This window comes from Parashewanella hymeniacidonis (assembly GCF_016900895.1).
In the GTDB taxonomy this organism is placed as follows: Bacteria; Pseudomonadota; Gammaproteobacteria; order Enterobacterales; family Shewanellaceae; genus Parashewanella; species Parashewanella hymeniacidonis.
This window is the reverse complement of sequence record NZ_JAFEUN010000122.1, coordinates 1-11,528: the sequence shown is the minus strand read 5'-3', so window position 1 is coordinate 11,528 and position 11,528 is coordinate 1. Positions and strand designations below refer to the sequence as shown.

Sequence of the window (11,528 nt, the reverse complement as noted above, 5' to 3'; positions counted from 1 at the left end):
TAGCAGGTTGGGAAACGATTTGGGAAGGTTGGGATACCCTTCAATCTTATGTCGTTGGATATAGGATGGCGAAAGAAATGCTAGCTGACGGAGAAATGCACTAAGATCTGATCAAGAGACAGCGATAATGCTGTAAGTAAATTGATCACCAAATTACGTAAAATTTTTTCTGATGACGTTAGACAACCCAAATTTATTGCGACCTTCCCTAAAAAGGGATACAAGTTTATCGCTGTTGTAACCCCGATTAATGAAGAAGCATCGAAGCCGAAATTTATCGAGGTTAATCACATGAAAACAATAAACCTCAGAAAAATTGGACTAATCTTGACCACCATTTTGGTCACTTTTACTATTGCTGTTGGCTTGAGCGTATTTTGGAATAAATATCAAACAACACCATCGACGCCTTTTTATGCAAGAGCACTTACTACCGATGCTGGAAACGAGCTATTTCCCGACTTTTCATCGGACGGAACACGAGTTTCTTATATGTCAGCACAAAGTGACCGAATGCATTTAATGATAAAAAATGTTGTTGATGATCGCATAACGGAAATTACTCACAAAGATAACATGGGGGTTGGACCTGCTGATTGGAGTGATGATGGTCAACTGTTAGCCTACCTCGTGGCGACGCCTCAACACTGCCAGTATTACATCCGCAGTATTAGTGGATTAGAACTGGGAGAGCCTCGACTTATTCATAATTGCCCAGCTGGAAGTTATGGGAAAATTGTCTTTACGCATGACAATAATCGATTGGTGTTCAGTGAAAATGAGGGTAGAAATACACCGTATTCATTGTTCGAGTTTAATTTAACAACAAATAAAAACAAGAGATTGCATCAGCCTGAGATATATTTAGGGGGCAACAGTCAATTTGATCTACATCCGACGCAGGACAAACTACTGATTTCGTCCCCAGATAAACAACAGTGGGAAGGTTTCTACTCACTTGACTTAAAAACAGAACAACTTAAGTTGCTGTTTAAACAAGATGCGTATATTTGTTGTGGCATATGGGATCACGACGGTACAAGAGTTGTGCTAATGGGGGAACATCCCGCATATCAACTACTCAGTTACAATTTAGCCGGTAAAGACAGACAAGTTATTTATTCTGGAAGCCGACAGATTAAACATCCTCGTCGACATACGAATGGCGTTGATTACTTGTTTTCTGCTGGAGACAATAATGTCAACATTCATGCGATAAATACTTCAACAAATCAACAATGGGTTGTCGCTAATAATTCATTAGACGAACGATTGGCAAGATTTGCTCACCATGACAATCAAATAGCATACGTTGCATTAGCTTCGGGGAGTGAAGAACTTTGGTTAACCAATACCGAAAATAATCATCGACAAAAATTAACCCACTTTAACGATGACCGTCACTACGTCGATTTGATGTGGTCACCCAAGGGGGACTATTTAGTCGCGTTAACCTTAAATGAAATACATCTAGTGTATCTATCAACTGGTCAGTTTAAGCGTCTTAATATTCCACAAACCGAAATTGTAGGAGTTTCATTCAAATCAGAGAGCAATATTGCTTATAGTATTAAACATAACCATCAATATCGAGCGTACTCCTATTCACTAAAAACGGATGAGATTTCACCTGAAGACTCTCAATGGCAATTGATTCAATATCACGCTGATCCGAAGAACACACTTTGGCTGGATAAAAATAACCAATTATTTGAAGGTGAGTTGCCAACTCTTGTCGAAAATCCAGTAATACCAACAAATAAACTCATTGATGGTCGTCAGTTTAATTTAAGAAAAAGAGATCAGCTATGGGTTTGGTTTGAACAAGATGAAAAGAGTAAAATTCAAGGTTATTCTGAACAATCTAAAAAATTAGTCACTCTTACTCATACCAACGTTAACTCTTTTGATATTAAAGGAAATATACTGTTATTTGGACGTACCAAACAGATAAATACAAATGTGTACCAAACACAGTCTCTTAACAGCAAGTAAGTATGTTTAATATAATGACATTTTCGCCACGACTAAAGGGTTGCTTCAACTGGAGTTGTAAAAATTCAATTTTTAACACGAAATGTCCAAATCTGTTCCAACGTTCAAAGATCATTACTGGCAAGATTCTGTCCAGAAACGTGCTGGGTGGGCTATCTCTCACCCAATACTTTCACAACCCTTCCTTTAACTTCTGTTGCCCCAGTATCAACAAGGTATTTCTCACCTTCATCATAAAAGTAGATTTTTCCGTCTGGGAGTTGTCTTAACTCCCCGACTTGGTGGGCGCCGTTTACGCTGAACAGGTAGGTGCCTTTGGTAACGACGTTTTGCTGAGTGTTGATAAAAAGTAATCCATCAGAGTGCTCAAGTGCAAAATCGTTACTAGCGATCCCTACAAGAGTGTGGAACTTTGGATCAACGGGGAATTCTTCTGTCTTAACCAATTTACCGTTGTTGAGGGCGTAGATACACAGTTGGTTATCAACTGCTGTTTGAGTTGGCTGAGGAGGCTGGTTTACAGGGGTATCTTTTGATGTCCATTCAGTGTTTTGGAAAATATCAGGTAGCTCACCTTTACCAAAACATAAGTATTCCATCGAAACACCTGTGGCTAAATGTATGCGAGTGAGCATTTCAAAAGGAGTGGTATTTCTTGTTTGCCATGTGGAGAAGGTGCCGGGATGCGTACCAAGAACTTCAGCTAATTCAAGACGATTACGAACGCAAAATAAACCAATTAATCGCTCAACTATCTCTTTACCGCCATCAGCGTTTACAGCTAAATTTAACGAACGCAAAAATTTCATGTTTTTTAGCTTGACGATACTGCTCATTAGATCAACAATCCTTTCTCGATGGTTAAATCTTAGTCTTTCAATGGCATTCCCCAACGCATTCGAAAGACAGTTTGTAATAAGGATACGATCAAATGAGTGATATTGCTATACAAATTGCAACTCCGTTCGTGACCTATGAAGAGTACTCTAGAATCTCTGGAGTGCCCTACAACACTATAAAGAAGATGGTTGCAGACGGTCGGTTACCTATTCGTCCAAAAGTAAGAAGAACTGATAAATCTCTAATTAATCTTCTTGCTCTTACCAAAGAAGCAGCTGAGTTGGTAAGTATCAGTTAAACCAATATAAGGGAATGAATCATCTTAAAAAGGAACATATCAATGTAAAGAGGTATACGCTATGTTTACAGATGAAAAAGCCACACATGATCATGTGAATAATGCGATTCGATCATTCGCAAAGAATGAGAATCTCACAAGCTTAGCAAAAGCAATCTGCTATTACAGCCCACAAGTACTAAGAAATAAACTATGCCTGAGCCAACCACACCAGTTAACGGTTAATGAGCTGGTCGATATTACTCTTGCCAGTAACAATCGAAGTATTGTTGACGGTGTACTATTCCAGTTAGGTTGCTTGCCCTCTCAAGTGTTCACTGAAGGTCATTCTGACTCATCAAACTCTATCACCAATAGCTTACTCAAGATCTGCTCAGACGCTGGCTCATTATCTGAGTTAACACTTGAAGTACGTGATAAGCAGGGAGTTACAGAACTTGTACGTCACGACATCGTTAAACAAGCAATGGTATTAATGGCTGAACTAAGAAGGCTAGTCATGTTAGTCGATAGCAAAGCATTTCCTCCCTCAGTTATTCCTGCTTACTCAAACTGCACAGTAGCTGTAGCTTCGTGAATCGGAGGTTGTCTATGAGCAAGTTAATGACTGAGGACTCAGCCTATAATTCCAGTGAAAATATTGCTGAGAAAACACTCGCAATGATGAGAGTGAAATTGGGTAAAAGTAGCATTGCTAGCCATTACGACAGACTATGCAAAGCTCACAAGCAGCTGTTGCTCCATCATGCCGGAATTAATGCTGATCTTCATTGGGATAACGGCTTCGAGCACTTCGACCGAAGACAACGGAATGATATTCGTCACGCCATTATAGAGCTGATCAATTTAGCTCACTTTTTTAACAAGGTGAACTTGTGTAAAGACCAATGCCACTTGCACTTAAACTCAATCAAAAGCCATAACTTCAATACTTCTAGCGGCTAATTTCTTCACTTAATCCGTTAACGAACACCAACCAACTAATTTATTTATAGGAGTACACCTATGTCTTCCTACGCCTTTGATCTATCTAAAAATCAGCATGTAGCGATGCGTCGCTTGATGGCTGAAATCTACAATAAGTTCTGGACAGCTGTTCGTCACAGGCAATTTAATGCTGCACACAATTATGCAGGCATGGCGTCAGCCTTAGTTCGAGTGTGTCTGGTTGTGCTTAATGACTTTGAGCTATATGAAATGTGCGAACTGCTCAGTGATGTGCTTTATGTGCAGCTCGATTATCACAAATGGCATAAAGCTGCGTGAAGCTGCTGAGAGATGAACCGTTATGGACATCAACGAATTTGAAGAGCAATCAGGCATCTCACTATCAGCAGTATTTAAAGGTGCTGCTGAAGTTGACTTGAACAACGTCATAGCTTGTCTAACCGCTATTCCAGATCAACTCGCACATCCAATTCTTCTAGACTTTATCAGTCGCTATCACAAGTTATCTCAGCATCAAATTGTATCCTTAAAACGTGAGATTCAAGTAAAAGCTGACTCGATTAAAGTCAACCTAAAATGGATGACTGAGCAGCTGCAACGAATACCAGAGGCATTAGCAAAGACGCTTAAAAACGAATACCTCAGAAGATACAAAAAATATCCCAATGGACGCAGTGCCAATATCTGGCTAAGAAAAAGTGTTGAGTTCATTGATAAGGTTATCCGTAAGTTTCCGATCCCGCTTTATCATTTAAATTCAGAAGTCAGACGCAGTGACATTGCCAATGAATGGGCGAATCGCTGTTTGATGATGTTGGAAAATATCACTGAGCAACGAACCAAGAAAATAGATCCTATCGAGCTAATCAAAGCCGTAAAACAGCCTGCGGATATGTGGGGCTTCTGTCCGCCACTGCCTGACTTTAAAAAGATGGAAAAGAAACAACAGAGAGGTGCGGATATTTCAGATGAACTCGATACCATTGCCAAAGCGCTTGCTCGATTAATAGATGAAAGTTGGTGGCATAATCAACTTGAAAGAGCATACCAACAGTACAAAGAGCATGCCGCCATTATTGTCGGTAAAGTTCGTGCTGGCGTGTCGCCTTATGTTTCTTACAAAACCCTCCAAGAGTATCAAGCTCGCAAAAAAGCCAATACCGAATGGCTGAAAATGATGATGCTAATTAACGAGCAATACGAATTAGAATTGCCGTTAATGGATGCGGTTAATGCTTCAATTTCTAATCCTGAAAATCGACGGGTTGAGCTGATGGTGAGAATGCGAGGTTTCGAGCAATTGGCCGCAGAGCATGGTTATGTCGGTGAGTTTTACACATGGACGGCACCGTCGAAATACCATAGCTGGATAAAAGACGATAATGGTCGTAGTCATGCCAATTCATCCTACGAGGGCGCCACACCGAGAGCCACACAAAAGTACCTTTGCAAACAGTGGGCAAAAGTACGGGCTAAACTTGAACGGGAAAAAATAGAAACCTTCGGCTTTCGGGTTGTAGAGCCGCATCATGATGGCACTCCACACTGGCACTTACTGTTGTTCTTCAAACCGGAACAAGTAGTTCTCGCAAGACAGATCATTTGTGAATATGCCGTTCAGCACGATAAAGAAGAACTGAACATTAAGGATGACAACTTTACGCCTGATGATTGCAGCCCACGCTTTGATTATAAATCCATAGATCCAACCAAAGGCAGTGCCACAGGTTACATAACCAAGTACATCGCTAAAAATATCGATGGTGCTTATGTCGATGTTGATTACGAAGCTGAAAGTTCAGGTAAACATGCGGCAGAAGGTGTTGCAGCATGGGCTAGTACATGGCGGATAAGGCAGTTTCAACAAATCGGCGGTGCGCCAGTTACAGTATGGCGAGAGTTAAGGCGGCTGAGAAAAGCGATTCCCAATGACGATATTTTAGAACACGCCCGAAAAGCCGCGGACGCCGCTAATTGGCAAGGATACATTGAAGCTAATGGTGGACTTGCTTGTAAGCGGAGCGCACGCCCAGTAAAACTAGCCAAAATCGTCAACGAAGCCGCCAACCGTTACGGTGAGGACATCATAAAAATCATAGGCGTTATAGCTGATGTAAAAGTCGAAACACGGCTCGAAGGCTGGGAGATTCATAAACCGAGAACTGAAAGTGCTGAACCTAAAGTTGATGGTGAAGCCGAGAACGCTGTTTGCCCGTTAAGCAGCGACAGCTGCGCCCCTTGGAGATCTGACAATAACTGTACGGAGGGGATAACTTCTATCAATGTAGCTTGTAAACAATCCAATAAGCGAATGAAGGCTGTTAATGAAAGTTGTAATTTTTATGTTACATAGATTTTTTTGGTTTGAAGCTATATTGGCTATCTGGCTGTTAAATATAGTGATATCTTGTGCCGCATAAAGATGTGGTGTCAAAAAGGAACTGGACATGACAAACACAAAAGCTTACTACATCGACAGAGGGCTACACTGGCTATCTGCAATTATCATCATTGATATGCTTTGGGGAATGGGAACCTCAATACATATCACTGATTATCGTATTAAGGGTGATTTAATTCACAAGCAAGATGCAATGACAACTCACCTTTTTGAAGCTATAGCCTTATTTGCACTGTTAGGCGGTCGCATTTTTTTGAATCGCATATATCCAAACCGTGATACGAAAATGGTTTTCCAAAGTGTGAGGCATAAGGTTATTACTTATGGATTGCACTACTTGCTTTATCTAACCTTCGTATTACTTGCCGTTTCAGGTTTCTTTTCTCTAATAAATGGTGAATTGCCATTAGAGTTTTTAAGCATTTTGTCTGTTCCATTCACGCCAGTTGATAGAGAAACCTTTGGCTTTGCATTTGAAAGTCATGAACTTTTGACAAAATGGTTGTATGTAGTACTAGGCATTCATATTGTTGGTGGTTTGTATCTGCACCGATAAACCGTTTTCAGAACAATTTAAGCACATGGGGTAAATATGAGGCTGCTGATCTACATTTTACTTTTTATTTCTACACTGGTAAGTGCAGAGCAAAAAGTTGATTTCACTTATGAGCCAAAGAATCAAGTTCCATATTTCAAAACTAATAAAACGCCACGAGTTCACATTGATGAAGCTCATAATAACTTTCACACATTAACAGGTCGATATGCTCCATTTGCTAAGGTGCTTGCAAGCGATGGCTACGTGGTTAAAAGTAACATTAATAAGTTCACAAAAGAATCGCTTAAAAACATTGATATTTTGGTTATCGCAAATCCGGTTGCTGATGAAAATAAAACAAATTGGGATTTGCCAAACTATCCAGCATTTTCGAGGCAGGAAATTGAAACTCTACATCGTTGGGTTAAAAATGGTGGAGCATTACTACTAATAGCTGATCATATGCCTTGGCCTAAAGCCTCTGAAGATTTAGCTGCAATCTTTGGTTTTCATTTTACAAATGGATACGTAGAAATGCTTGGTCATCGTGAACAGTATTTTGAAAACGCAGATGGAAGTTTACTTGCTCATTCGATTACACAAGGAATTAACCCTACAAGTAAAGTAACCAAAGTACGAGGTTTTATGGGACAAGCATTCCTAGCACCAGTTGAAGCTAAACCGCTACTTGTATTTACCAAAAAATCTGTTTCGTATATGCCATCTGAGTCATTTGCTATTGATGAGCATACACCGACAATTCCTGTGACTAACTGGTTCCAAGGTGCGACTTTGAAGTTCGGAAAAGGACGTATGGCAGTCTTTGGGGAAGCTGGAATGTTTACTGCCCAAATAGCTTCTGATGACAAAGACTCATGGAATATGGGGCTAAACGCAAAAGGTTCGGAGCAAAATGAGCGTTTTTTATTGAATGTCATGCTTTGGTTGTCTGGAGAACTATAGGGCTTAACGAATTTGGACTTAAACGTTAAAGGAGTTAACTCTTGCTTGATACTTTCGCAAGTTTGTCAGGATTAATAGCATCGATTTGGATCATTTTCGGTGTATATATCGCTGGTAAGTTTTACCCTAATTACAGCCATTCAAAGCAATTTTGCAGTGAGCTTGGTGCAAAAAATAGCCCAACAGAAAAGCTTTCACCTTGGATAAATAATTATCCGCTGGGATTATTGTTTTGTATTTTCGGCTGGTATATCAGTTATATATCAGACTCGTTGCCACTAACACTAACTGGAATGATGGTAGTTATTCATGGAATCGGAACCTTAGTCGCTGGTTATTATCCAATGGATGCCGATCCTTATACTAAAAAACCAAGCGTTGAATGTAAGATTCATTCATGGGCAGGCATGTTTGTTTTGTTGTCATTACTAGTGGCACCAATTTGTGCTTTATTCTCTACCGAGCAAGCTTTGGCTTCTATAGGCTTCACACTTTTATCAATTTTAAGCGTCATTGTTTCTGTGTCGTTTTTAGTAAAAATGACAAAGGTATTTAAAAGAAAGGGTAATACAGCAGGTTTGTATCAACGTTTGGCGTATGGGACACAACTTTTTTGGTTGAGCGGTCTTTCAATTTTAATAATGAAGTGATTTGAGAAAACCACAGCAATAGTACTAAAGGAAAATTAATGGATAATCAGTTTGTACCAAACACCTTTACTGTACCGGAAACATATAACGCAAACTCTTTCAGCTTTGTTCCGCTTAGCAACAAAGTTGTAGAGCAAGACTACGAAGCAGTGATGTCATCAGTTCAAAAGCTAAAAGGTATCTTTGGTAAAGGCTCAAATTGGCCTAGTGATGGTTTGACCTTGGCTAAAAATAAAGAAGATATGAAAGTTCATGAACGGGAGTTCCGTCAACGTGAAGCCTTTGCCTATTCAATATTTGATGTTAATAAAACCAAGTGCCTTGGTACTGCTTATATCGATCCGAGTCCTTCAGTTGAATTTGAAAGCATGGTGCATTTTTGGATACGAGAAGATAGTTCTCATTTAGAGTCTGAGCTGGCTGATACCATAAAATACTGGCTCGAAGATGCATGGCCATTTAAGAATGTTGCTTATCCTGGTCGAGATATCGCTTGGTCTAAATGGGATGCTTTGGTGCATAAAGCTACGGAAAATAGTCTGTGATCTCAATAAGCAATGCTCCACATTACAAATGGGACGACAACTGCGACGGCTGGCACTTAGTTAAAACTGACAATTTAAGTGTAATTCAAGAACGAGTGCCAAGTGGTGCAAGTGAAGTTAGACACTTCCATAACCACGCAGAACAATTCTTTTTTGTGCTGTCAGGTTTGGCGACAATAGAGGTTGATGGTGTCGTTCATCAACTCAAACCACAACAAGGCATTCATGTTGCAGCTGGCGTACCTCACCAATTAAGTAATCAGCAGCAAGAAGACTTGGTATTTGTTGTAACGTCTACGCCACCAAGTCATGGGGATAGAGTCGAAGCGGTTTAAAAGGAAGCAGTCATGACGGGAAATATCATTGTAGAAACAGCGAGAACTAAGCTTGTCTTATTAGATGCAAGTCAAGCCGGTTTGATGCGTGATTATTACTTAAAAAATAAAGCGCATTTATCCAATTGGGAGCCAGTTAGAGACACTTCATTTTATGAAATAAATACATGGCAAGAACTACTAAACGAAGGACAGCAGTTGTTTTGCACAGGTTCTGCAATTAAATTTGCTGTACTTAACCACTCTCAAACTCATGTTATTGGTGTTTGTAATTTTACCAATATCATCAGAGGTGTATTTCAAGCGTGTAATTTGGGTTACTCAATTGATGAAGACTACCAAGGTCAAGGTTATATGCATGAAGTGCTCGATGCTGCAATGAGTTATGTCTTTGATGACGTTGGGCTGCATCGTGTTATGGCTAATTACGTCCCAGAAAATGACAAAAGCGCCGCCGTTCTCCAGCGGTTAGGGTTCGAAAAAGAAGGCTTGGCAAAGTCATACCTTAAAATTAATGGTGAATGGCGTGATTATGTTTTGACTTCAAAAATCAATACTAAGGAATAAAGTACGCTAATGACTGAGTTAGAAAGTGAAATAATAAAACTTGAAGAGTCACTTTTCTCTGATGAAGTAAGAGCCTCAAAGATTAAGCTTGAACAGCTAATCGCTGACGAATTTATTGAAGTTGCAAGCTCAGGTATTCGATTTGGGAAAAAAGAAGTATTAGAGCGGTTGCCAACCGAGGCGGCACCAGAAATTCAAGCAACGGATTATGAGGTTCGCCAGTTAGCTGATGATAGCGTCATGTTGTTGTATCAATCAGTTTTGAAAAAACATGACGTAACAAAACCAATCTACTCTCACCGTTGTTCAATTTGGACGAAAGCAAATAACCAATGGCAGATGGTTTACCATCAAGGAACCAAGTGTGAGCCGTTTGAACAAAAGAAAAAATGAAGTAGTTGTTAACGGGCTTATTAAAAGGTTCGGGCTTTACCTTCAATTTTAAAATGAGTTAAATTAGAATCAAATTTTAGTCTCTTTCTTGATTTTAGGAAACAAAATGAACAAAGCAAATACGCAGTTTGAAGATGAATTTCTTATGGAATTACAAACTATTGAATCATCTATCGTTCAAGTATATCGGAGCAATGGTGAGGTTTATGACTCTCAGGTAGAAAGGGCATTAAATGTTGCGATAAGCGATTTGAAGGCTAAGCAAAGAAATGTTTCAGCTAAAGCACATTCATTATCAGGTATAGACCTCGAGCTTTATAAAGCAATAACTGATAATTATACAACGCTATTGGAAAACTCAACCTTTACCGTAGACAATGCCATTGAGTGTCTAAAGCGATTAAGAAAGTCTGTTCAACGATGGACTAAGCAGCTAGGTCGGCAAGGTTATCTAAATTTTGTTTCTCGTTTTGTGTAAGTAAATTTACCATCACGGCAACTCAATAAAAATAAGGCAACCTCATGAATAACGATATCCTTGGAACATGGCAAATCGTAGAGATGGATTTATGGGATAAAGATTACATTGATGCAGAAGTCGAAGGTTTTATTTCTTTTTTTGAGAATAATACAGGCGAGTTTCAGTTTGGCTATGTTCAAGGATATATGAATCTGTATAACTCAAAGTTCAAAAATAGTTCTTTGTCCTTTACGTGGGAAGGTTGTGATGAAATGGATGAAGCACATGGTTGCGGTGATGCTGCAATTGTTGGTGAACAATTGCATGGTGAAATCAACTTTCATAATGGAGAACTATCAGGCTTTAAAGCGATAAGACGCAGAAATTAACGGTTACTAAAATTTTAAATATGTAAAATACGAAATTTCCAACATTAATTTTTGTTAATCTTAGCCGATATTTCTAGTTTAACCGTAACTATTCAGCACTCTGAAAGTTAAATGAACAAAATACCTGCACTCAACTCACTATTTTTCACGATCATTTGACCGATCTAATCATCATGTCATGCTGTTGATATCATTCATTGAGTTGT

16 protein-coding genes are annotated in these 11,528 nt (G+C 39.4%); 15 read left to right on the top strand and 1 reads right to left on the bottom strand.

From position 1 onward, the window contains the following. Positions 1-291 precede the first annotated feature (291 nt). Positions 292-1,995, top strand: a complete 1,704-nt coding sequence (locus JQC92_RS18605) for a TolB-like translocation protein (RefSeq protein WP_205001054.1) — start codon at positions 292-294, stop codon at positions 1,993-1,995. A gap of 152 nt (positions 1,996-2,147) precedes the next feature. Here the strand turns inward: JQC92_RS18605 and JQC92_RS18600 are convergent, their stop codons facing one another. Then, a complete protein-coding gene (locus JQC92_RS18600; RefSeq protein ID WP_205001053.1) occupies positions 2,148-2,831 on the bottom strand; it encodes a helix-turn-helix domain-containing protein in 684 nt (227 codons plus the stop codon). A 95-nt stretch (positions 2,832-2,926) separates the two neighbouring features. Here JQC92_RS18600 and JQC92_RS18595 point away from each other — a divergent pair, with 95 nt between their 5' ends. The 14 genes from JQC92_RS18595 (at position 2,927) to JQC92_RS18530 (ending at position 11,322) form a co-directional block, all read left to right on the top strand. Beyond that, positions 2,927-3,133, top strand: coding sequence for a DNA-binding protein (locus JQC92_RS18595; RefSeq protein ID WP_205001052.1), 207 nt, complete (start codon positions 2,927-2,929; stop codon positions 3,131-3,133). 61 nt (positions 3,134-3,194) lie between these two features. Then, positions 3,195-3,710: a phage regulatory CII family protein gene (locus tag JQC92_RS18590; RefSeq protein WP_205001051.1), complete on the top strand. Its 516-nt coding sequence runs from the start codon at positions 3,195-3,197 to the stop codon at positions 3,708-3,710. 14 nt (positions 3,711-3,724) lie between these two features. Further along, positions 3,725-4,078: a hypothetical protein gene (locus tag JQC92_RS18585; RefSeq protein WP_205001050.1), complete on the top strand. Its 354-nt coding sequence runs from the start codon at positions 3,725-3,727 to the stop codon at positions 4,076-4,078. A 60-nt stretch (positions 4,079-4,138) separates the two neighbouring features. After that, positions 4,139-4,399, top strand: a complete 261-nt coding sequence (locus JQC92_RS18580; RefSeq protein ID WP_205001049.1) for a hypothetical protein — start codon at positions 4,139-4,141, stop codon at positions 4,397-4,399. A gap of 22 nt (positions 4,400-4,421) precedes the next feature. Continuing rightward, a complete protein-coding gene (locus JQC92_RS18575) occupies positions 4,422-6,434 on the top strand; it encodes a replication endonuclease (RefSeq protein ID WP_205001048.1) in 2,013 nt (670 codons plus the stop codon). A gap of 94 nt (positions 6,435-6,528) precedes the next feature. Then, complete coding sequence (locus JQC92_RS18570) at positions 6,529-7,038, top strand: cytochrome b (RefSeq protein ID WP_205001047.1); 510 nt, start codon at positions 6,529-6,531, stop codon at positions 7,036-7,038. Between the two features lie 36 nt (positions 7,039-7,074). Further along, on the top strand, positions 7,075-7,983 hold the full coding sequence (locus tag JQC92_RS18565; RefSeq protein ID WP_205001046.1) for a DUF4350 domain-containing protein: 909 nt from the start codon (positions 7,075-7,077) through the stop codon (positions 7,981-7,983). A gap of 41 nt (positions 7,984-8,024) precedes the next feature. Further along, on the top strand, positions 8,025-8,633 hold the full coding sequence (locus JQC92_RS18560) for a DUF998 domain-containing protein (RefSeq protein WP_205001045.1): 609 nt from the start codon (positions 8,025-8,027) through the stop codon (positions 8,631-8,633). A 38-nt stretch (positions 8,634-8,671) separates the two neighbouring features. Continuing rightward, positions 8,672-9,178 carry a hypothetical protein gene (locus tag JQC92_RS18555; RefSeq protein WP_205001044.1) on the top strand — a complete coding sequence of 169 codons (507 nt, stop codon included), beginning with the start codon at positions 8,672-8,674 and terminating at the stop codon, positions 9,176-9,178. Beyond that, positions 9,175-9,513, top strand: coding sequence for a cupin domain-containing protein (locus JQC92_RS22750; RefSeq protein WP_205001043.1), 339 nt, complete (start codon positions 9,175-9,177; stop codon positions 9,511-9,513). Before JQC92_RS18555 ends, JQC92_RS22750 begins: the two co-directional genes overlap by 4 nt. 12 nt (positions 9,514-9,525) lie before the next feature. Then, positions 9,526-10,080, top strand: a complete 555-nt coding sequence (gene rimJ, locus JQC92_RS18545) for a ribosomal protein S5-alanine N-acetyltransferase (protein WP_205001042.1) — start codon at positions 9,526-9,528, stop codon at positions 10,078-10,080. A 9-nt stretch (positions 10,081-10,089) separates the two neighbouring features. Further along, a complete protein-coding gene (locus JQC92_RS18540; protein ID WP_205001041.1) occupies positions 10,090-10,473 on the top strand; it encodes a nuclear transport factor 2 family protein in 384 nt (127 codons plus the stop codon). Between the two features lie 106 nt (positions 10,474-10,579). Continuing rightward, entirely contained in the window at positions 10,580-10,951 is a 372-nt protein-coding gene (locus JQC92_RS18535; protein WP_205001040.1) for a hypothetical protein, read from the top strand. Between the two features lie 44 nt (positions 10,952-10,995). Continuing rightward, on the top strand, positions 10,996-11,322 hold the full coding sequence (locus tag JQC92_RS18530) for a hypothetical protein (RefSeq protein WP_205001039.1): 327 nt from the start codon (positions 10,996-10,998) through the stop codon (positions 11,320-11,322). Positions 11,323-11,528: the final 206 nt, after the last annotated feature.